This window comes from Candidatus Saccharimonadales bacterium (assembly GCA_035697325.1).
Classification (GTDB): domain Bacteria; phylum Patescibacteriota; class Saccharimonadia; order Saccharimonadales; family Saccharimonadaceae; genus JALRBM01.
In genome coordinates this window covers 377,657-399,289 of sequence record DASSDB010000002.1, presented here as the reverse complement: position 1 = coordinate 399,289, position 21,633 = coordinate 377,657, and the positions used below count along the sequence as shown (strand labels likewise).

Sequence of the window (21,633 nt, the reverse complement as noted above, 5' to 3'; positions counted from 1 at the left end):
TTACTTTACCCCCTGAGCTGCTACCGAAGCAGGCTGGGGTTGAGTTGCCCGCACAGTAGGCGCGACACCTTTTACTGCTTCAATTTGGCCATCCTTAATATGAACTTGCATATTACATTTATTTGCAAGGTCGGGATCGTGCGTCACAATTACCAACGTCGTGCCTGATTTTTTATTGTAGTCAAAGAGGAGTTGTTCAACCATTTCACCTGTTGCGCTATCAAGATTTCCGGTTGGTTCATCCGCAAAAATGATACTTGGATTATTAACGATGGCTCGAGCAATTGCCAATCGCTGTTTTTGTCCACCCGAAAGATTCTTAGCACGTTCTTTAATTTTATCCGCCAAATCCACCTTAGTCAGGGCTTCTTCTACAAGTGCTTTGCGCTGACTTTTGGGCACTTTCGCGATTTCAAGTGGAAGGCTGACATTGTCATAACATGTTTCATTACCCTGAACGAAAAAAGCTTGAAAAATAAACCCGATCGTCTTTGATCGAAATGTATCTACATCTTTTGCCTTCAACTGGAGAATGTCCTGGCCATTAATGATTACCTGGCCAGTTTCAGGGCGATCAAGTCCACTCATCGCGTGCATAAGTGTCGACTTACCCGAGCCTGATTTGCCTAAAATTGCGACACTTGCGCCATCGGGAATTTCAAGACTAACATTGCTCAGCGCCTGAAAGATATTTTGCTTTTTTCCATAAGTTTTCGTGATCGATTTAATTTGAATCATACACGTTTTATTATACCGAATCTCTTAAGCGCCATCAAACTCACCAGCCAGCCTGACCCAGTCTTCAACAGACAGGTTTTCCGCTCGTACGTCAGGGTTGATTGAGCTCTTTTCCAAAAGGTCGCGAGCAGCCTCTTTTGAAATACCCAACCCGGCGGCCAAACTCGAGTGTAGTTTTTTGCGGGGTGAAGAGAATCCGGCCCGTACCACCCGGAAAAATGTCTTTTCAGGTATACTACCGAAAAGTGGCTGGCTCCTTGTTTTTAGTGTTACCACTGCCGAATCCACCTTAGGTGGCGGCGTAAAATAGTGGGCGGGAACCAAGATGCCTAGAGATACTTCGGCGAACACTTGGGCACTCACTGCCAATATACTCATATCACCAGGGTGAGCTGCCAAACGCTGCGCGACTTCCTTTTGAACAAGGAGAACTGTCGTAGCCGGCTTATTGCTCGACGTCATGAGGAGCTGGACGATTTTACTCGTGATATAGTACGGCACATTCGCGACTACCTTATACCCCGAAGGAAGCTGCGTAAGGTCGAAGGAAAGGATGTCGTTATGAACTACTTCAAGATTCTTACCAGGAAATTGTCCCGGAAGTTTTGCCGCTAACTCTTCATCAAACTCAACAGCAAGCACTTTATGCGCCTTGCGAAGCAATTCACTCGTCAAAGTTCCGAGGCCCGGACCAATCTCCAGCACCGTGTCGTTAGCAGACAAGCCAGCAGCATCGGCAATCTGAGCAAGAATCTCACGGTCTTTAAGCCAATGCTGACCGAGTGATTTTTTGGGCGCTGTCATCTTTTCCTATCTTCCGTCATAATTTGTCCAGTCCGTCGCAAGATCGAAGCCATCGGGATGCACTTTAGCAAAACCACCTGTATCGTACACTTTCCCCAAACCCATACTCGTCTCTACTATAGAACAACGCGGATAGCGGCTATAATTTGCGGCTATCAGGATATACCCATTTTGATCTACCTTGGCACCATCCTCACGGATACCATACGTGCCTCCTCCACAAGCTCCTATGACAACGTTCATAGGAAGATCGTAATATGTTTCACGATGCCCAATTCTCTGACTATCCACAAAGTAGGCAGCGCCCTTTGACTTAGTAAGTGGGTTGCTCGGCTTATTGCCAACAAGCTCTACTTGTCGAACTGGTTGCCTGCTTATTACATTTTGAATTTCTTTGCGGCTGACTTCCCTGCCGTCTTGTCTCACTACTTCATACGTTATAAGTCGTGCACCTGTTTTACCTGGTGTTTTTATTTCGCGGTAGCCGATACTGTGATCCATGTCTAATACTTTCTGAGTATCAAAGGGTATTTCTTGCTCCTGCGTAACCGTCTGGGCACCATCGCGCCAGATCTCAATTGTCATTCCAGACTGAATTGTGCTATCCAAACCAGAAGAGATCGTATCGCTCGCACCGAGCTTGATATTTTTTTCCTTTAGCATCGCTGCCACGGTTTTGCCTTGTGTATACGCCGTGGTTTTTGTTCCGTAGAGCATAAGAGTAAATTCTGTTGCTCGAGTTATGCTTAGCTGGAGGCCCGCCCCTTGGCTTACGATATCCGTATTGACGGTCATGTTCGCGATATCCTCATCGTGAAGTATCATGCCTGCTTGTTGAGCAATCTGCGCAGGAGTCCGATACGGCGTCATGACCTTTATGCTCGTTTTACCATCGACAATCGTCACGGGCCGCGCGCGATAGATATTTACCTGATAGTTATTTCCTTCAAGTTTTTCGTCAAGGCCAGGCTCAACAAGATCACTCGGGTCAATAGGGATACCTGCCTCATGAAACGCACCACGAAGCGTTGTTGCATGAGTTAGAATTCCGCGCTCCGTCCCTTCGTCATGCACTGAGATAAGGCGTTGGCCACCTTCAGGCGCTACCGGCTGAGCACCTACTCTATGTGCCAATATTACTCCCAGAGTGGCTATAGCCAGGCACGATATAACAACGATATGTGCTCTGTGTATTAAGGCGTCTCTTAGGCTGCCCATTATCGGTAGATATCCTGGAGGCCCATTTTTTGTGAACAAGAAGGCCAAGGCTGCCAACCACGGCGCAGGTAGAGGGCGCGAGCAGCCGCATCTTGTTCGGCAGGTGTTGCATTTCCAAATGGCGCACTCGAAACGCTATTCCAGGTTCCTTCGTTAAATTGATACGCTCCGTAGTAAGGCCCGGCTGGGTTCCAACTGTTATAGCCGCCCTCGCAGCTTCGTAGCTTTGCGAGCGCCTCGGCAAAGTCTCCGCCAAATCCGGCCTTTGCGCCGACAACTTCCACGGCCTTTACAGGCTCCTTCGTTATGACGCTTTGGATCGCGGTCCTTCGTACCTCTTGGCCATTTTTCATTTCAATCTCGTAGGTTACTTTTTTCTTTCCGACGACGCCGGGTGTTTTTATAGCACGGTAGCCGATAGGACGATCAGCGTCTTGAATTTTCTCCGTGTCAAAAGCGACGTCTTCTTCACCCACGGCCGTCTGCTTACCGTTTCGCCAGAGTTCTATCACCATCCCCGGTGTCATAGAAGTATCGAGAGGAACGGACAGCGTATCGTTTTCTCCTATAGTAATCCCTTTTTGTTTAAGCATTTCGGAAACGGTTTTGCTCTGGGTGTAGGTGGTTGCCTTCGTTCCGTAAAAATTAAACGTAAATTCGATTGCGCGATCAATGTTCAGTTGGATTCCGGCGCCTTCACTAACCATATCTGTGTTTGCCTCCAACGTTGTAATATCCTCATCATGAAGTGAAATACCGGCATGTTCAGCAATCTGTTTTGCTGTTTGATACGGTGACATCACTTTTTGACGAATAGCTCCATCAACAACCGTCACCGGCCGTGCGCGATAAATATTCACATCATAGGTCGAAGCAATTAGCTTTTCATCGAGACCCGGTTCGATGATATCATTCGGGTCAATCAGAATATTAGCTTCCTTTAGTGCATCTTTTAAGGTAGTTGCCTTGGTGAGGATTCCTTTATCCTGGCCATCGTCATGAAGCGTAATGAGACGCTCGCCGGGAGTAGGTTCAATGGTTGACTCTGCGCTCACTTGTCCCGCAACGAAAACAACTCCAGCGCCAATAAAAAACGCGGATAGCAGGATAACAAGCGTGCCGTACAATTTTACTGGCCTTCTCGATAGTATTTTCATAAATTCAGTTAACACCTCCACGTGGTGCACTAAAATCTATTATACCATTTGCGGTCAAACGTCGCAGCAATTACTTCGTATCAGATTTGGCGGTGAATTGCTGAACGCGAACAGCACGGCGGAAACGGCGTTCGGCGGCCTCATCGGCATAACGAACCAGCGGTCCATAAGCAATACCAAAGTTCGGATTGCGCTTGTCTGCCTTCTCGAGTGCCTCAACGAAGAAGTTGTCAATCAGCCATTCGCGGCCAGGAGCGGTTTGTCCCATGATCGTAATACGATAAAAATCCTCGGATATCTTCTCTGTTTCAACGATATGAAGCGGTGTTGCCAGCATTGTCGGGCCGGCCTTAAGAGTCTTAAGGAGCTTTTCGATTGATTTTTTAGCTTTATCCGCATCGTTCACAAAGATATCTATTGCCATCGTGCGCACCCCGCGCGGTGTTACTCGCACCCCTTGAATATGCTGATTATGAAGCCAAATCACTTCTCCGGAAATACTTCTGATCCGGGTCGAGCGCAGCGTGAGACGCTCAACTACGCCTTTTACATCCATAAAAGGATCGATTTGCACAAAGTCGCCCACATCGAACCATCGCTCGATAATCATAGTTGCTCCCGCCGTAATATCACGAAGCAACGGACCTATCGTTGCACCCGCAAGAACGGCAAAAATAGCTCCTGCCCCGATTGCCGTGGCAGCGTTGGCATTCGTCGCCTTACTGTCGGAGAGGACGAGCCATGCAAAAAGCACCGCCGCAACAACAACCCCAAAACGGACGAGCGCGATAGACACACTTAAGTACGTTTCTACACGTCGGAGTTGGATAAAGCGCTCTTCACTTGAAGCTACGTCCGACTCACCCGCAATCTTTTTAGCAATCCAAATGATGATATTCGCGATAAGTTTACTGAGCCAATAGGCAAGTAGCGCCGTCACAATCATGACGAATATAAGTTTTAGGGGCTCATTACCCGCAAACCAAGCATTGAGTGTATTTTTAATAGCGGCAATCATACTTCTTCTAGCTTACTGTTTCTTGTTATTTTTTTAAAGAAGTCTATTCGCTTTACTATACCTATTCGTAAAAAGCTCGTTTTTATGGTATGATTCTTACGTTCTGATACAGCGAGGTGAGGATGTGAATCGTTGAACAACAGCCTTCAGCTTCGACGGACCTACGACGAACTTTGCTTGACGGGTCGGACTCCGCCCGCCCTGAACGCCCGCACCTTCCACCTTCCCAACCTGACCTACACTCATCCCCACGACGGCGAACGGAGTGTGCTTATCGAGAAGGAATCACTCCGCTCGGTGGGGTGCATCCATGCCCGACCGGATGTACGGCTGGCCCTGGGGGAGAAAGGAATCCACGCGGCCCCATTGGAAGATGCCGTCGCTTTGATCGAACGGCGCTTCCAGCAGGACGACCTCATCTGGGGTGTCTCGGGGTTCGCCAGCGCCGGCTTCAATTACACCACGGAAGCCAAAGCACTCAGCGAACTCTACGGGTATCTCGTTGGCACCGAACGTGCACCGAGCCTTTCGGTGGATGGCGGGGTCAGCGATGGGAATCTCGGCTTGAACGCCGTCATCGCTGCGATGCATGGTGTTCAGACGCTGGGGTGCATTCCGCTCCAAGGCCTGAAGTGTGCTAGTCAGCGGTCGTTCATGATCGCCTGGGGAGACACTTACAAGGATCGCGAGATCCTGGTCGGTACCATCCCCGACGTGCTCGTGTGCGTGGGCGGACTCGACGGCACTAGGCGTGAGTGCGAGACTGCCCTACGAAACGGCAGCGTCGTTCTGCTGCTGGCATTGAAAGACTACAGCCCTGACTCACTGCCGAAAACGTACACCCAGTTCGACACTATGCGTACCGCGCTCAAAGACGATCGCCTGTTCGTCTGCACGGCCGCGAGTGAGTTGAACACGACGCTTGACCTGGTGTGGGCGAAGGCACAAGAGCCTTCGCACTTCCAGCGTCCTGCGCGGCTCAAGAAGCTCACGCACCTGCTGCTCGGGTCGTAGGCACCAAGGGTCACTCCGGGAGGGCTTTTTAGCTCTCCCGGAGTGACCCTCATTTCATAAAAAAAGACGTGACATACCCTGCCGTATCTATCGGCAGCTCCTGCGGATTGCACCATCGTATCTCCCGTATTTCCCAGGGGCGCTTAATCTGTGCATTGGCAGTTATCGGTTCTATGCATTCAAACAGCTCAAGAGGAAATGGCTGAAGAAGTGACCGTCTTTTTTTGATCGTATCTTCTAATATAATAAGTGCCGTTTCCTCCTTTAATTCGCGAGCAATGGCCGCGAGCTCCGTTTCGCTACGCCTCACCTCGCCACCAGGAAGCTCCCACTCCGTCATGCCGAGTACCGATTTTACAAGAAGTACTTCACCTTTTATATTACGAACTATAATTCGCACCCGCGGTCTTGAAAAACGCGACTTGATACGAATAAAAACAAGGAAAAACGGGTTGCATATCGCTGATGCTAGCCGATAGTACCATGTCATATTTTTTCGAGATGAGCATACTCAACGTTCAGTTTTTTCGTTTGACCGCTTGCGAACTCAACCGTTACCGCCATTCCATCGACATCAATAACCTCGCCAACGCCAAACTGACTCGATCGTACTTGGTCACCAACGTCCAGCCCAATATCATCGCTATATTCATAATCGCTTGGTGTTCGACTCGTAAATGACGATACCGGAGCTGAAACCACCGAATGCCCCATATCCTCAAGAAAACGGGATGGTGAGCTGTATCCCCGTTGACCAAACTGCAACCTACTCTGTGCATAGCTTAAGTGAAGCTCCTCACGCGCCCTGGTCATCCCCACGTAGCAAAGCCTGCGCTCCTCTTCAAGTTCGCTCGGTCCTGCCTCATACACGCGCGAATGAGGCAGTATTCCTTCTTCCATACCCACCATAAAGACTACAGGGAATTCCAGACCCTTAGCCGCGTGCATAGTCATAAGCGTCACTTTTTCGGTATCACTGCTTGTATCTGCGCTCGACATTAACGCTACTTCTTCAAGAAAATCAGAGAGACTGGCAAATGTTTTGGCATCCGATATAAGCGAACCAAGGTTCGCCTCGCGGTCTTCCGCCTGCGGTGTTCCGTCTAAAATAAAATCGCGATAACCTGTCTTATTAATCAGTAACTCGATAAGCTCTGCGGGCGGCGTATCGCTGCTTATTTTTGCCTGTAAAAGACGAAGCAGCTCGCCGAGCGTTTCGAGCGCCGTTTTTGCCCGCGGCGTCAAGCTACTTGTCTGCTCGACATTTGTAAGCGCGCTAATAATATCCAGACCACTCGTACCTTGCCATACAAGAAATTTCTCAAGGCTCGTCGCCCCAATGCCACGTGTCGGCACGTTAACGATTCGGCTGAAACTCATGCGATCGCTTGGCTGGTAGAGCAAGCGAAGATACGCCACAATATCTTTGATTTCCTTACGATCATAAAAACGCACCCCGCCCACGATCTGATACGGAACGCGCTGCTGTAACAAGGCACGTTCTAAGGTGTAACTCTGCGCATTGGTTCGGTATAATACCGCAAAATCACCATAGGTCCGAGCACCTATGGCCGCCTGAGCAGCAATTCTCGTTGCTACCGTATACGCCTCTTCAGCTTCATCGTATACGCTATGAACTTGCACTGGTGCACCAGCCGGACCATCAGTCCATAACTTTTTATCGCTTCGCTGTGTGTTTTTCGTAATGACACTTTGCGCCGCCTCAAGGATCGCACTCGTACTGCGGTAGTTTTGCTCCAACTTTACAATTGTCGCGCCCGGAAAGTCGCGTTCAAAATTAAGAATATTGGTAAAATCAGCCCCGCGCCAGCTATAAATCGACTGCCAATCATCTCCCACAACACAAATGTTGCGTTCGTCGCCAACCAAACTTTTAACAATCGCGTACTGAGCCGCATTCGTGTCTTGGTACTCATCGATCAGAATATGCTTGAATTGTGAGCACCATTTGGCACGAATATCAGGATGCTCTTTAAAAAGCCGAACTGTCTCAATAAGCAGATCATCAAAATCAAGCGCCCCGGCATCACGGCGAAGTTTTTCGTACAGTGCGTAAATTTTTGCAACTTCTTTTTGAAACGGATAGCTCGCTGTTTCACTAAACTCTTCAGGGCTTACCAACTCATTTTTAGCATTTGAAACCATACTGCTCACAGCGGAGGGCTTAATCTGCTTATCTGTAATAGAAAGTTGTTTCATAGCCTGCTTTATAAGGCCCTGGCGATCATCTTCGTCATAAATTACATAATTAGGTTGGATGCCTAGTTTGTCGCCATCTATTCGCAACAAGCGCACACAAATCCCATGAAATGTACCCATCCAGGGCATAAACTCCCGCACACTGCCATCCTGCCCTAAAAGATGACCCAAGCGCTCGCGCATTTCTTTGGCTGCCTTGTTTGTAAATGTCACCGCGAGGATTTCATTTGGCCATATTCGCTCATGAGCAATGAGATAAGCGATACGATGCGTGAGAGTTTTTGTTTTTCCACTTCCAGCTCCGGCTAAAATCAACAGAGGCCCTGACGTCGTTTGAACCGCGCTGGCTTGCGCGGGGTTAAGTCCTTTTAGTAAATCCATTGCTTCTATTATAGCTAACGAAGGGCCAGAATGATGACATTATAGTAATCTTTACATCTTTACTTGATGTATGTATACGGTGAGTATATACTGCTTATGGTATCGACTCCGAAAGAGGCGCAGTCATGTCTGGATGGTTTGAGAAACCAGAAGTAACCAAACCCATTTCACAGCCAGGAGGCTCGGAACAATCAAGTGTTCTTCCGGGACATTCCGTGGCCGAAAATGCCGCAGCCGCAAAAGAAGCCTTCGACAAGATCCAGGGCGACTACGAGAACGAGGCAGATCGACTTCAGGATGAGTTTTCGCGGCATGCCGACCAGGCTCAAGGGTTACGCCCCAAGTGGCCAGAGTGATTCATACCTCAAGGATAGCCGCCGGGAGCATTGACTTTTGCTCATAAGCGGCTATCCTTGAATACTCCTAGACAATATGCAAAAAGTAGAGCGCCGCACCACCGCCGGCACCAATAATAAGAATCAATATGATCCAAACAACCCACATCCAACCTGACTTTTGCTTGGCCGGATGAGCAAGGGGCTGGTGGTAATTAGCTGTATCATAGATTGCACCATTTTTTTGATCGCCAGAAGAGGGCTCTTCTCGATATTGCTGAGGGATAGAAGCTGGTCCAGTAGGCGTAGGGGCTTCTTTTGGCTTTTCCTCTTTCATAGGTTCAACCCAAGGGGCGGGCTTTTCAGGTTTTGAGTCAACAGGGTGCTCATCAGTTTGTGGTTCGGTATCCTCTTTATGTTCGGTCGCATCAGACTCGATAGCCACCAAGTCGCTATGAAGCTCTTCAGGCAGGAGCGGTTTGACATCGTCAGCCGTCGCCGGAAGTTGATCATCGTTAACTTCGACCGGCAAGTCATTCTTGCTTGATTCCTCCGAAGCGTTACCTCCTAGGGGTCGCTTTTCCACCTTTGTATCAGGAAGAAATGGAGAAGTGAGCGGGGGTTCTGCCGCGAGTTCTTCCGTAGAAGTTTGCGGTTCATCCAATTCATCTTTTTGATCCGGTACCGGCACGGGTGGCTCTTTCTCAACAGGAGAAGCGGTGTTGTCCTTCGCCCCAAAACCTGCCATATCCAGAGGGTCCGGCCAATCGGTTTTTACTACGGGATCTTGCGGCGGTTCGGATACGGGTGAGTCCGAGGGCTCTTTGCTAATAGGAGTAGGGATAGTTTTATCCACGGTAGGCAAAGGTTCACTAGCGGTAGAGCGGGGTGCAATTGTCACACCTTGCCGCGAAACCGGTTTGGTTGCTTCAGGCTTTTTCATATCAGAAGAGGGATGAACGACATCCATAAAACGTCCCCCTCGTCGAGAAGCTGGCGCCGTCTGGAGTGTCGGCGTCGTTTTAGGTTCAGGTGACGTTACTGGCGTCGGCAAGGTGCTTGTAGTAGAATTACCTGTTGTTGGAATCTCAACAGTTTTTTCTGTTGGACTGCTGGGCGTTGGAGTTTTTGGCACATCCGCCATCAAGGAGTTTACTGCCTTGTCAAGTTCGTCGAAATCTATGTCTTTCACTTCCCACCCCTACTTTTTACCAGCATTATCATGTGCTCTTTTTACAATACCACTAAACGCATGCGCATCAAGGCTCGCGCCCCCAATAAGCAGCCCATCTATTCCTTCCGTTCCCAGGCAATCCGCAGCATTTGCCAATGTGACACTTCCCCCATCAAGAACGCGTAGCTCTTCTGCCGCTTTTTCCCCATAGAGGTGGGCTATTTGTCGACGAATGGCTTTTGCTGCATTCTTAAGTTCATCAGGCTTGACGTTGTTACCGGTTCCAATAGCCCACACGGGCTCATATGCCACAACGACGTTACTCAATTCTTCGGCCGTAAGATTCGCCAAACCACCTAAAAGCTGGTCGTGTAATACATCGTTTGTTTCACCGTCTGCGCGCTCGGTGGCAGTTTCGCCAATACAAAGAATCGGCCGGATGTCATTTCGAATTGCCGCCTGTACTTTGTGGCGAACATCTTTATCTGTTTCGCCAAAGATATGACGACGCTCAGAATGACCAATAATGGCATAGTCTGCTACGCCTCGGAGTTGGCTAGCGGATACTTCGCCCGTAAAGGCACCATGATCCCGCCAGTAGAGATTTTGGACGGCGAGCTTGAATTGGCGACGATCAATCTGCAAGCTAAGTGACTGAAGTGCAAGAAGTGTCGGCGCAAGCACAACCTCAACGTCACGATGAGATTCGATAAGACCAGCTAACTTATGGAGATATAAACTCGCCTCATGCGTATTGAGGTTCATCTTCCAATTGCCAACAATGAGTTTTTTACGACTTGCCATATACCGCTTATGCTTTACTGTATTTCAGTGTACCGCACTTACCGCGGGGCGTCTAGTAAGCTTTCGATCCCTGGTAATTTTTCACCCGCCATTAACTCGATACTTGCTCCGCCTCCGGTAGAAACATGCGTAAAGCTTTCGCCGCCACGCGCGTCCCAATCAAGCACAAAGTCCGCTGTGTCGCCTCCTCCGATAATCGACGTGATATGGGGATGAGTAGCTAAGGTAAGCGCCAGCCTCGCCGATCCATGAGCAAACTCAGGCAGCTCAGCAACGCCGAGAGTACCGTTCCATATCACCGTTTTTGCTGCCTCTACGATCTTAATGATATGCTCGATCGTTCTATCACCCATATCCAATGCCATATCATCGGATTGGATATCGTCAAGCGAAACATTTCGTCTTTTTTGAGTTTTGTCGGCACTTTTTGCAACAGCCAAATCCGCGGGAAGCACCAAGAAATCATCAACGTTTGCTTCACCAACTTTCGCTTTTGCTGCTTTATAAATCTCAGCAACGGTGTCATTCATGCCTGCTTCAACGCGGCTTTTACCTAGTTTATACCCCTTATACGCCAAGAAAGTATTGGCCATTGCCCCTGTAATAACTATGGTATCGGCAACGTTAATAAACTCGGTTACGACACCAATTTTATCACTCACCTTCGCCCCGCCTAAAATAGCCACCAGTGGGCGCTTGGGCGCGCGCATGGCACGAGTGATGGTGGTGTACTCGCGTTCCAAAAGCAACCCCGCAACACTGGGAATATAATGTGTGATTGCTTCCGTACTCGCATGAGCTCGGTGAACCACACCAAATCCGTCCTGCACGAAATAGCGCGCCCCGGTCGTTTTTAAGAGCTCACGTGCAAAATTATCGTCGTTCGCCTCTTCGCCTTTATGAAAACGGAGGTTTTCAAGAACGATTACGCTTCTTTTTGGTGCCCGTTTAATAGCCATATGTGGCTTGTCACCGATGGTTTGGTCGACAAAACGTACCGGTTCGCCAAGTAATTGTGCAAGTCGGGCAGCAACGGGCTCTAGAGAAAGTTTCTCATCCCGACCCTCTGGACGACCAAGATGACTGATAATCACCACTTTACAACCTTCGCTGAGCAGCTTCTTGACGGTTGCTAAACTTGCTCGGATCCGCAAATCATCTGCAATGGTACCATCAGGCGCAAGCGGCACGTTGTAATCTGCCCGCAACAGCACGGTTTTATGCTCTAATGGCACCGATGTAATTGTCTGCTTGAAAAACGTCACAAACTCCCACCCTAGATACTTATTTATATCCTTTATTCTATCACACGAACACGGATCGTGTCGGTAGCACCAACGAGTCCTGGTTGGCGGCCACTTACGATAACAACGCGGACTTTTTCTTCATCCCCAAAGTAACCATTCGCCTTCAGTTCTTTCACAAGATCAAGACCTGCTTTTTCGCCATCGGGTCGCACGAAACTCTTATTTGCATAACTCAAAGCCAGTTGCTGCGCCGTCCGCGCTTCGCTTGTAACACTCACAATAGGAAGATTCGGCCGATGGGCTGCGATATTACCCGCGGTTGCACCAGATTTCGTTTCGGCCACGATGGCATGAACTTTCAGTTGCTCGGCAAGACTTACCGCTGCCGTGCTGATGGCATCAAGTGTCGGACTCTTCATGTGAACGATCTGGTCAAGAGGCCTGATAGCAACATGCTCCTGGGCATACAAAATAACTTTTTTCATTGCCGCAACTGTTTCAAGCGGGTAGCTTCCGTTTGCCGTCTCATCGGAGAGCATAACGGTGTCTGCGCCCTGAATAGCCGCATTGGCAACATCGCTTACCTCGGCGCGAGTCGGCTCTGGATTATCTACCATACTTGCCATCATTTGCGTCGCAACGATACTTAACTTACCGTATTGACGACAAAGCGCAATGATCTTCCGCTGCACAATCGGCACGATCTCAGCACCTGCTTCTACTGCCAAATCACCACGCGCTACCATGATTCCATCGCTAGCTTTTACAATTTCCTCGAGTGCCTCGTCTTCGATAGCTGCCTTCGTTTCAATCTTTGCGATGATTTGTGCGCTCGAACCAAGCCCTACAAGCATCTGGCGCAAATTATTAATATCATCGGCAGATTGCACGAAACTTAATGCCACATAGTCGATGTCCTTGGGAGCCCCGTACTCTACATCCTTGATATCTTTTTGAGTAAGGATATCGCCACCAAAATTAGTATCAGGCAAATTAATACCCTTACGGCTCATGAGCACACCAGAATTCTCAACTCGAACTTTAATCGCAGTTTCCGATGCGATCTCAAGTACAGTTGTGCGCACCTTTCCGTCAAAAATATAAATCGGCTCACCGGGTTTCACCTTTTCGGCCAGGTTATATTGCACTGGAAGCACGTTTTCGTGGTGCTCGGCAGCATAGTCAAGAATAAGCTCATCGCCACTTGCCACTTGCACATCTTGGGTAAGATTTCCGAGCCGGATTTTTGGCCCCTGAAGATCTTGGAGGACTGCCACTGGTTTGCCGATTTTTTTGCTTGCATCACGGATCCATACTAATTGCTGATCACGTTCTTCGTAGCTTCCATGACTAAAGTTGAAACGGAAGCCATTCACTCCCGCTACGATGAGCTTTTCAATCGCTTCGTAGCTATTTGTCGCCGGCCCTAAGGTTGCCAGAATTTTTGTTCGTTTAAAAATAACACTCATGACTGCTATTGTACCACTGTTACGTCAAATCCTTACTTTATTATTACTCCTAATAGGCGTATACTTATACCTGTCTATTTCTCACCAAAGAGAAAGGAACTTATGCAAACAGAGCTCGAAGCGATATTATCCCAGCTTGTTTCTATCCCAAGCGTCAGTAGTAATTCTGCCGCTTGTCATGAAATTATCGAGTTTGTTCGAGGCTACCTCCACCCTCTCAGCCTTCACATTACCAGCGATACAGATCGCGAAAGCCCGTGGCTCATAGCTACCACCCAAGCTACCAAAGAGCCTGATATCATGCTAGTAGCTCACCTCGACGTCGTACCCGCAGAAGCCGAGGATTTTGCCGTCACGAACCGCGATGGCAAGCTGTATGGCCGCGGTGTATACGATATGAAGGTCGCCGCTGCCTGCTATCTTACTCTTTTCAAGCATCATATAGCCGAACTTCGTTCTCACAATGTAGGCATTATGTTTACCACGGACGAAGAGGTAAATAGTGCCTGCATGCCTCCTATTCTTGAGGCTGGCTGGCGTCCAAAACTCGCATTTATCCCTGACGGTGGAGATAACTGGCATGTCGAAGAGCGAGCCAAAGGGCTTTATGGTATAGAAATTATCGCTCGCGGTCAAACGGCTCATGGCTCTCGTCCTTGGGAAGGAACCAACGCACTCCACCACCTTATGGACGTCCTCTCTGTTCTTCGTAAGCGTTTTCCGCACCAACATCCAGATAGCTCAACACTTGCCGTTAACCACATCGCAGGCGGAAATGCCATTAATCAAATCGCCGACTACGCAGCCGCAAAAGTCGATTTCCGGTCGTTCAGCAGAGAAGATCTACGCATATTTCGAGACGAGGTCGCCCGGCTCAGTGCCGAATATAACCTTGAAGTTACCCCAATACAAGAAGGTGACCCGCTTTTATTCGACAAGACGTCACCTGAAGCTCAAGGATTTCTTCGTGCGCTTGAAAAAATTACAGGAAAAACGCCTCAATATACCAGCTCTTTTGGTGCATCTGATGCCCGCTACTTTGCCCAGTATGATATCCCCTGTATTGTCATGGAGCCCCGCGGAGGCGGGCGACACAGCAAGCAAGAATGGCTGCTCGCGAGTGATCTTGAGCGCTACTATCGCTTGATTCAACTATGGATATTGGGCGACCACCCCGCAAAAAGAGGTCGGCACGCCTCTACCCTTCACAAAACAACCGCTCTTTAGTCTCCCCTAAACACCTCTCGCCCATGGTGACTAAGGCGCGCTGAAATGCCTCGCGAGCCGGCAGGGCATTTTCTGGTAGGCCTGGTCCACGGCAATTTCCGTCAACGACATACACGTTCTTAGGGTTATGAATATCTCCATCAACAAGCCAGTCAAAAACACCGTAATACTGCGGTACCTCTGCTGCCGCACACACAGTTCTCGCAAGTGCAACAGTTTTGTCATAAATAAAACTTCCCGGTCCTAAGCACGAAGGGTCCAAACCGATGGCTTGCTTAAACTTAAGATACGGAAGATGGGGTTCACTTACTTTCATTATCGGGTATGATTCTACTAAAAGTTCGCCTGCTTCGGTTGTGCACGCAATGACATGCATCCGAATCTCCCGGGGACGATCTGTCTTTGTATTATATTTTTTCAAGAGCTCATCATCGGCTTTCGTGAGCGGTTTTACTCCCTCAATCGGCTGATTATTTCGCAGATACGGCTGAATAAAACCATTCGTAGCAATTTGGTCAGTCTGGATAGCAGCATGGAGTTCCTTTATATTTTTAAACACCTCTATACCTATTCCCCGCGACCCTCCCTGGGGTTTATAAATAACCGGGCTATAGGCATCGAATTGTTGAGTAAATTGAGCATAATCAAGCACGGCAAATGTGGGTATTCCCACACCCTCACTCACAATTACTTTATTCATTAACTCTTTACGATTACCAAACGTTTGGACATTCTTATGATTCCACACCCTTTCCGGCGGAAGCCCGATACCATAGGCTGTCCGTTGAAAGGTTCCGTCCGCTTGCTGCACTTCATCCTGAAAGTTATGCACCCAATGATCAATGATACTTGGGTAATCCTCAAGGTTTCCAGGTTTAAAGTGAGCCTCAAGAAGTATTCCTGTCTTTTGATCATAAAGAGGATCTTCGGCTACCCTCACTTCCGGAATCTCATCTTTACCAGTCGGCGCATGAGTAACCATGGCAATAGCAAAACCATACCCTAATGCCTTGAGGTCGCTTTGTATTTTATCGGGACGATGGAACATATCCTCTTGCCAAGGATGTTGGCCGTATGGCCCATAAAGCATTACTACTGCACGTTTCATACTCTTATTTTATGACATACGTGCGCTTCTGTCTTTAGGCATCAGGAGTGGCCGATGTACAACCAGACCGACCACTATCTCGTGATCTAGTTGTTTGACAATTCCATTTACCCGTTATATGGTCAAAAAGGCTACAAGGTGTAGCTTTTCTACGCTTGAGGGAGTGTCATGATCACCGTCGTCGAAAAGGAATGGGGCCTTTCTACTTGGTCTTTCGAGGACAGGAGCCTCGCTTCGCAACTGTATCGCATCGTCGACAGAAAGACCCAGGAGGCTCGAAAACTGGGCCTCGCCGTGCCGATTCACTGTGCGGTCACCTACTACATGACCAACGCAAGCGCCCCTCTTTTGGGTGCACAGTTGTTGCATGGGCCTCGTGGCGAGTTCACGGTAGTGTTCTCCAATCAGGAGGGGCCGGCGCTTGCGTTCGAGTGCAAAGCAGACAGCTCCACCATCATCGTTCACTACAAGGGTGAGCGACCGACCCGCACGCTGGTCAACCAGCGTGTTCGCGAACTCAGCGCTTTCTCGCTGCTGACCCCCGAAACCTATCCCTACGGGTGGGTGGAAGATGGACGCATCACCGTGCTGTTTTTCACAGCGGAGTACGACTACGACGAAGAGCGCGAGCAGTTCCTGGGGGGCGAGCCATGTGTATACGTTCTGGAGGGGGCTTCAATGCCTTCGGAGCTGCGGATGGCGAAAAGTGATTCAGGATGGGCCGGGCGGATCATCGATCTCATCAAGTCCGGACGACTCATTTCACTGCGCAAGCGAGTCCACGAGCTTCCCGGCGAGGTGTGGTCGGGCGTCGACAACAAGGGGCGTTATGTCTCCTTCGACGAGAGCGACGGACGAAACCCGGCCTTCGCGACGGATGCCCGCTATCTTCACTGGCACCCGCGTGAAGCGCATCCGGGCGAGCTGTTCGATTTCAGCGGAGCACCTATGAAGGTGCGCCTTCGTAAGTGGCTGAGCTGGTAGCCAAGCATGGTCAATGGTATGTGATATTTTACTCGCATACCATTGACCTTTTTCATTTACCTCTTGACCAAACAAATAAGAGGTTCAAAATAGTGACTGTTCCTACCCGACAATGAAGGGAAAAACGTGCCTCACCCCAACGATGGACTCGCTGCAAAATGGCTAGCACAGGAGTACGGACCGAACCCTTTTCACGCTTCACTCATTCCTTATAAGAGCCCTATTGTTGAGTTCACCGATCTGGCATGCATATACGCAGAAGAACCGAAAAACCGCTGGATTGAGATGCGCCAAGAAGGAATTCCTATCCTTGGCGAACGGTCGACGCGTCGGCCGAACATCAACAAGCGCAAGGCAGCTCGGATCATCCGAGATTTCGCACCTTCGGACGAATGGAAGGAGTGGATCACCCTCCACCAGAGGACGATCGAGCAGGAATTCCCCTGGGCAAAAACCGAAGAAGCGCTCTTTAGTACGGCACGCGCAGAAACAGCTCGCTACAGGCTGCCCATCGCGATGATGTGCTTCGGTGTCACGACACCCGAGAATGAATCAGTAGCGGTTCTTTACTGCCACGACGCGCTCCGGATCGACCGTGCTCTCGCACTCTTGAAAGACGCCTGGGAATACTTGGCATAGGAACAACGACCCCGAGCCATGTCGTGAAACTGGCTCACCTTCCATAGCTCACTTGCAATTATTATTTATTCCTCCTATTATATGTCGGTCTTATCCACCCATCACGGGAGAACTACATGGAGAGCAGCAAGGCAACGCACAAGATTGGCGATGCCACGGCCCTGGCAGTCTTCTGGGCAGGAAACCTCACCGCCCAAGAGCTACCGGCCAACACGGATTATGTGGAGGTCGAAGCCCCCTGCCCCGATGGTTGCTCTTGGGAGATCAGGAAAGCCACCGCCGAGGACATCACAGCCGGCAAAGCAGAAGGGACGCTGATCTGCTTCCTTAGGCACGAGGGAGTCGACGTCAGCACCTTCTTCACCGCCGGCCTGGAAATGATCGTCCGCATGCCCGCCGGCAGTTCGATGGCCCTGAGCTTCCGCTAGCCCCTCACGGGATAGACATGTGGAACGGGCACTTATTTTAACAAAGCGCCCGTTCCACCTCATTTTTGGACCATAGAAAAAACCGCCTAGTATTACCTAGGCGGTTTTCCCCGTACGTCGAGCAAACTTGCTCTCTTTCTCGGGCGGATCTACTGCACTTCGCGCCTCATGAAGGCCACGTCGAGGTCGGTGTACACCGTGCCTCGATGGTCGGTGAAGCTCCCTCCACCCTGGAGGAAGATGTGGTTCGCCTCCTTCGAAGCCCGCACTAGAGCGGTGCGGTAATCCAAGAGCCACGTGCTCTCGTGCGGAAGCTCGGGATCCGGCCCACCGCGGTAAGTTTCTGGCTGGAGATCCTCCAGAAGAGACACGATTCGCCTGTAAGCCTCGGTACCAGCGGGCACGCGGCGAGAGTTCCAGTACTCCTTGAGGTACTCGGCGGTCTCCTGCTCGCGCCCCCAGTCGAAACAGAAACGAATCTGCTCGTCGTTCTCCTGAATGCGCACAGCAGCCGACAGCTGGGCGTAGACACGGTCTTTACCATTGGTGGACAGACTGTACGGATACTCGATGTCGCTCTGATCACCGAAGTGACGAGCGAACATCGCCTCCAACTCGTCCGCCTCCACGAAGAAAGACAAGCCACAGCTCCAATTGGAGCCAGCGTGTGCCTTCATACTGACCGACCAGAGTGCCCAGTTAGTCTCTTGACCTGGGTAGTTGTCACCACCCGGTTCGATTTTCTCCGCGACGGCCGTGGGGCAGTGAACCACCCCGCAGTTGCAACTGAATCCCGGGCGCTCTTTTCCGAGAACGCGCGGCTCCAGCTCTTTGAGGAGTGCCTGAACCGCCTGGCGATTTTTCGGCAGTGCCATGGTCTACCTTCCGTCGAATACACTTACCACCCGATTGAGCAGCAGCCTAAGCGCCTTGGCTATGCACAGACTGCTACTCACTCGGATAAAATACAGCTATCCGCAAGTTGTAAACGTACAAGGAATAGAATCACACTATAACTGATGTCGTTAGTTGAATTCTCGTATATATTTATATAATAAAAATATGATAAGATCAATATTTTAATGTCCGGTTCACTGCGTATCTTACAACCATAGAAAAAGCCTCAGACACGTTGCCTGAGGCTTTTTCTATGGTGATCTCACCGGGAATCGAACCCGGATTGCCAGGATGAAAACCTGGTGTCCTAACCGTTAGACGATGAGACCAGACGGTGAGCGAAATAGTGAACAAAATGTGTTTACATATTTTTTCACTAATTTCCGGAGCGTCGAAGTCTCATATGGTACCTATAGTATCCATATGAGAGTGTGACTTCAAACATTTTACCAGTCTTTTGCTAGCTTTTCAAGAGGTAAAAACACCGACAGTATTGACATTTGAGCACTTTTGTGATAAATTATTAGATAGCATTAGGAGGTGGAGAGCCCTGGCTAGACCAGAGGTACTTCCTAAGATGGGTTCATTAAAAATCAGATTATACCTTATCTGTATTTCATAGCAAACGCAGCGCCCTGGGCACTTTTACCCGTACCCGGCGCGCTGCGTTTGCAGCCGTATTCTTTTAAAAGAATACGAGTGCGCGAAATATATGAAGTTAGCTCCTCCTCTACGAGAGCAGCGCGACAGGCAATCACCACTGAGATTGTCTATCGCGCTGCTCCCTAGCCTTTAGGGCAGCAACCGTGCTCGCGACCAACTACAGGTCCGCTAGCGCGGGCCCGACGAGGAGGAATCATGCCCGACAACCCGACCAACACCGAGACCACCGACAGCGTCAAGCGTTTCAGCATCCGCCGCTATGCGGCCAACTGGGCCATCATCGCCTTGGTGCTGATCCTCGGCCTCTCGGCCGGCCTCGGCTGGAACACCGTCACCAAGTCCTTCGACCTGTTCGAGGGGCTCGGCACGCTCTCGGACCTCTTCGGAGGTCTCACGAGCTTCGGCGCGCTGCTGCTGGCCCTCGCGGTCACCGGCATCGTGGTGTACGGCCTGTACTACATGAGCAAGACCAACTACGACGACGACGAGGGACGTCGCTGGCTCCACATCGGACTCGGCGTCGTCTTCATCGTCTTCGTGGCCTGGCTCGGCCTGACCTGGATCCACCTGCCCTCCGGCCTCGGCTGGATGTCGCTGGTGTTCCTGGCCATCCCCACCGGCCTCGCCTTCCGCGGTGCGGGCTCCATCCGGAGCTTCAGCCGCGTCCGACAGAGCCGGCGTACCACCCCGGTCCTTGCCCTGGACGACTGACCCTACTCGAACAAGGAGAATGACCATGAAGGTCACATTCCGTGCCGGAAGGGTCATTCTTCCGGCAATCGTCCTCACCGTGGGCCTCACGGCCTGCGGATCGGGGGAAACCACCTACGACCCGAGCCTGCTCAACACCGCCAACGCGGCGCAGGTCAACTGCCAGACGGTGGACAAGGCGAAGCTCCAGGCAACACTGAACTTCGTCAACACCGCCACTGGCAAATCCGAGAGCGACATCGTGAAGCTGAACGAGGGGAGCACTTCCCTCGAACCGCTGAAGACCACCCTCCAGAACAAGATTCACGAGTGTGGCGGTGGCGCCCCTGCGGCCGCTCCCATCAAGGGAAACGGTGCTCCGGCGCCGTGGCCCTGCCCCGAGAACATGAAGCAGGCGTTCGACCCGAACGACCACGGTAACTTCGCTTCCAAGGGGATCGAGGACACCAACTCGATCCTGGCCCTCGCAGGCAAGGATGCGCGGTACCTTGGTTTCATCGGAAGCCAGACGTTTGGCGACGTCGCGAACGATCCGAACCCGCTGCTGGTCCCGGACAACTCTTGCCTCTCCCAGAGAGGTCAGGAGGTGTTCAACCAGCTCAAGGGTGGCCTCACCGCCAAGTCCACCACGGTGGACAACAATGGTGAGGCTCCGGCAAATTTTTACAACACCGGGATGGTCAACGGCCGTCCCGTGGTTGACTCCCAGCCGGGGATCGGTGGCAACCGTGCCGCGGTTGTCTACACCTTCGCGGACGGCTCCAAGCTGTACGTGATGAAGCGGTGTGGCAACCTAGCGCTCCCGGCGCCGGGCAACCTCCCGATGGGAACGACGGACCACCAGCGGCCTCCGGGCACAACGGTGACGCCGCCTCCCCCGCCGGAATGCACCAAGCCGGGTGGCTGCAAGCCGCCCGAGGTCTGTCCCCCGGACAAGCCTCACGGCAAGCCGCCGCTCTGCAAGGACGACCCGTCCCGTGGCACGACCAACGGCAACGGCCTGGGCCGGAACGAAGACCCCGGATCGGGTGTCTACATTCCGCCGAACCAGATGGAGCAACCGCCCGCCACAAGCAGGAAGAACGCTCCGCCGCCCGCGGCCACCACAGCGGCTCCCCCGCCGCCTGTGAAGGTCACCCAGAATCCGAACCCGCCCACCGTCGCCCCGTCGACCCAGCCTCCCAACACGGGAGTTGTACCGACCGGGCCCGGTTGCGGCAACCCGGACTTCTGCTAGACCTTTTCACCCGGATGGGTGCGGTAGCCGATAACGCTGCCGCACCCATCCACCCCTAAACTTCATACCACTTCGCGGACTACCGAGTGAGATCGGTTTCCGTTCGAGCTTTAATTAGCCCACGATGCACCGATCTCCTCGGAGATCACCTAATACCTAT

Annotated in this window: 21 protein-coding genes and 1 tRNA gene; 8 read left to right on the top strand and 14 right to left on the bottom strand. The window is 50.9% G+C overall.

Features of this window, described 5'->3' with window-relative positions; translation table 11 throughout:
* From VFH06_02625 to VFH06_02605, 5 genes are all read right to left on the bottom strand, one after another.
* The gene (locus tag VFH06_02625; GenBank protein HET6746976.1) at positions 1 to 738 is read right to left on the bottom strand and encodes an ABC transporter ATP-binding protein; all 738 of its coding nucleotides are present in this window, start codon (positions 736 to 738) and stop codon (positions 1 to 3) included.
* A gap of 24 nt (positions 739 to 762) precedes the next feature.
* Positions 763 to 1,542, bottom strand: coding sequence for a 16S rRNA (adenine(1518)-N(6)/adenine(1519)-N(6))-dimethyltransferase RsmA (rsmA, locus tag VFH06_02620; protein HET6746975.1), 780 nt, complete (start codon positions 1,540 to 1,542; stop codon positions 763 to 765).
* 6 nt (positions 1,543 to 1,548) lie between these two features.
* A complete protein-coding gene (locus VFH06_02615) occupies positions 1,549 to 2,676 on the bottom strand; it encodes a G5 domain-containing protein (protein ID HET6746974.1) in 1,128 nt (375 codons plus the stop codon).
* Between the two features lie 83 nt (positions 2,677 to 2,759).
* Entirely contained in the window at positions 2,760 to 3,917 is a 1,158-nt protein-coding gene (locus VFH06_02610; GenBank protein ID HET6746973.1) for a ubiquitin-like domain-containing protein, read from the bottom strand.
* Between the two features lie 70 nt (positions 3,918 to 3,987).
* The gene (locus tag VFH06_02605) at positions 3,988 to 4,935 is read right to left on the bottom strand and encodes a mechanosensitive ion channel family protein (protein ID HET6746972.1); all 948 of its coding nucleotides are present in this window, start codon (positions 4,933 to 4,935) and stop codon (positions 3,988 to 3,990) included.
* 132 nt (positions 4,936 to 5,067) lie between these two features.
* Here VFH06_02605 and VFH06_02600 point away from each other — a divergent pair, with 132 nt between their 5' ends.
* Positions 5,068 to 5,949: a hypothetical protein gene (locus VFH06_02600; GenBank protein ID HET6746971.1), complete on the top strand. Its 882-nt coding sequence runs from the start codon at positions 5,068 to 5,070 to the stop codon at positions 5,947 to 5,949.
* 49 nt (positions 5,950 to 5,998) lie between these two features.
* Here VFH06_02600 and VFH06_02595 read toward each other — a convergent pair whose 3' ends face one another.
* Both VFH06_02595 and VFH06_02590 read right to left on the bottom strand, forming a co-directional pair.
* Positions 5,999 to 6,349 carry an NUDIX hydrolase gene (locus VFH06_02595; GenBank protein HET6746970.1) on the bottom strand — a complete coding sequence of 117 codons (351 nt, stop codon included), beginning with the start codon at positions 6,347 to 6,349 and terminating at the stop codon, positions 5,999 to 6,001.
* An 86-nt stretch (positions 6,350 to 6,435) separates the two neighbouring features.
* A complete protein-coding gene (locus VFH06_02590; GenBank protein HET6746969.1) occupies positions 6,436 to 8,550 on the bottom strand; it encodes a UvrD-helicase domain-containing protein in 2,115 nt (704 codons plus the stop codon).
* A gap of 125 nt (positions 8,551 to 8,675) precedes the next feature.
* Between VFH06_02590 and VFH06_02585 the strand changes: the two genes are divergently transcribed.
* Positions 8,676 to 8,906, top strand: a complete 231-nt coding sequence (locus tag VFH06_02585) for a hypothetical protein (protein ID HET6746968.1) — start codon at positions 8,676 to 8,678, stop codon at positions 8,904 to 8,906.
* Between the two features lie 67 nt (positions 8,907 to 8,973).
* Here VFH06_02585 and VFH06_02580 read toward each other — a convergent pair whose 3' ends face one another.
* Genes VFH06_02580 through pyk form a run of 4 tightly spaced genes read right to left on the bottom strand, consistent with a single transcriptional unit; the run spans position 8,974 to position 13,579 of the window.
* The gene (locus VFH06_02580; GenBank protein HET6746967.1) at positions 8,974 to 10,077 is read right to left on the bottom strand and encodes a hypothetical protein; all 1,104 of its coding nucleotides are present in this window, start codon (positions 10,075 to 10,077) and stop codon (positions 8,974 to 8,976) included.
* A 9-nt stretch (positions 10,078 to 10,086) separates the two neighbouring features.
* Positions 10,087 to 10,863: a triose-phosphate isomerase gene (gene tpiA, locus VFH06_02575; GenBank protein HET6746966.1), complete on the bottom strand. Its 777-nt coding sequence runs from the start codon at positions 10,861 to 10,863 to the stop codon at positions 10,087 to 10,089.
* Positions 10,864 to 10,901: 38 nt separating this feature from the next.
* Positions 10,902 to 12,128 carry a phosphoglycerate kinase gene (locus VFH06_02570; GenBank protein ID HET6746965.1) on the bottom strand — a complete coding sequence of 409 codons (1,227 nt, stop codon included), beginning with the start codon at positions 12,126 to 12,128 and terminating at the stop codon, positions 10,902 to 10,904.
* Between the two features lie 32 nt (positions 12,129 to 12,160).
* Positions 12,161 to 13,579, bottom strand: a complete 1,419-nt coding sequence (gene pyk / locus VFH06_02565; GenBank protein ID HET6746964.1) for a pyruvate kinase — start codon at positions 13,577 to 13,579, stop codon at positions 12,161 to 12,163.
* A gap of 102 nt (positions 13,580 to 13,681) precedes the next feature.
* Here pyk and VFH06_02560 point away from each other — a divergent pair, with 102 nt between their 5' ends.
* Positions 13,682 to 14,806: a M20 family metallopeptidase gene (locus VFH06_02560; GenBank protein ID HET6746963.1), complete on the top strand. Its 1,125-nt coding sequence runs from the start codon at positions 13,682 to 13,684 to the stop codon at positions 14,804 to 14,806.
* Here VFH06_02560 and VFH06_02555 read toward each other — a convergent pair.
* Complete coding sequence (locus tag VFH06_02555) at positions 14,778 to 15,914, bottom strand: hypothetical protein (protein HET6746962.1); 1,137 nt, start codon at positions 15,912 to 15,914, stop codon at positions 14,778 to 14,780. The two genes, VFH06_02560 and VFH06_02555, sit on opposite strands and share 29 nt — an antisense overlap.
* A gap of 168 nt (positions 15,915 to 16,082) precedes the next feature.
* Between VFH06_02555 and VFH06_02550 the strand changes: the two genes are divergently transcribed.
* The 3 genes from VFH06_02550 to VFH06_02540 all read left to right on the top strand — a co-directional run bounded on the left by VFH06_02550 (position 16,083) and on the right by VFH06_02540 (position 17,965).
* On the top strand, positions 16,083 to 16,898 hold the full coding sequence (locus VFH06_02550; GenBank protein HET6746961.1) for a hypothetical protein: 816 nt from the start codon (positions 16,083 to 16,085) through the stop codon (positions 16,896 to 16,898).
* A 126-nt stretch (positions 16,899 to 17,024) separates the two neighbouring features.
* Complete coding sequence (locus VFH06_02545) at positions 17,025 to 17,537, top strand: hypothetical protein (GenBank protein HET6746960.1); 513 nt, start codon at positions 17,025 to 17,027, stop codon at positions 17,535 to 17,537.
* A gap of 116 nt (positions 17,538 to 17,653) precedes the next feature.
* The gene (locus tag VFH06_02540) at positions 17,654 to 17,965 is read left to right on the top strand and encodes a hypothetical protein (protein ID HET6746959.1); all 312 of its coding nucleotides are present in this window, start codon (positions 17,654 to 17,656) and stop codon (positions 17,963 to 17,965) included.
* A gap of 149 nt (positions 17,966 to 18,114) precedes the next feature.
* Here the strand turns inward: VFH06_02540 and VFH06_02535 are convergent, their stop codons facing one another.
* Positions 18,115 to 18,840, bottom strand: a complete 726-nt coding sequence (locus VFH06_02535; protein ID HET6746958.1) for a hypothetical protein — start codon at positions 18,838 to 18,840, stop codon at positions 18,115 to 18,117.
* Positions 18,841 to 19,116: 276 nt separating this feature from the next.
* Positions 19,117 to 19,191 (bottom strand) — tRNA-Glu (locus tag VFH06_02530).
* A gap of 529 nt (positions 19,192 to 19,720) precedes the next feature.
* Here VFH06_02530 and VFH06_02525 point away from each other — a divergent pair.
* Together VFH06_02525 and VFH06_02520 are read left to right on the top strand one after the other, a co-directional pair.
* A complete protein-coding gene (locus VFH06_02525; protein HET6746957.1) occupies positions 19,721 to 20,236 on the top strand; it encodes a hypothetical protein in 516 nt (171 codons plus the stop codon).
* 25 nt (positions 20,237 to 20,261) lie between these two features.
* Positions 20,262 to 21,473: a hypothetical protein gene (locus VFH06_02520; protein ID HET6746956.1), complete on the top strand. Its 1,212-nt coding sequence runs from the start codon at positions 20,262 to 20,264 to the stop codon at positions 21,471 to 21,473.
* The last annotated feature ends 160 nt before the right edge of the window (positions 21,474 to 21,633 follow it).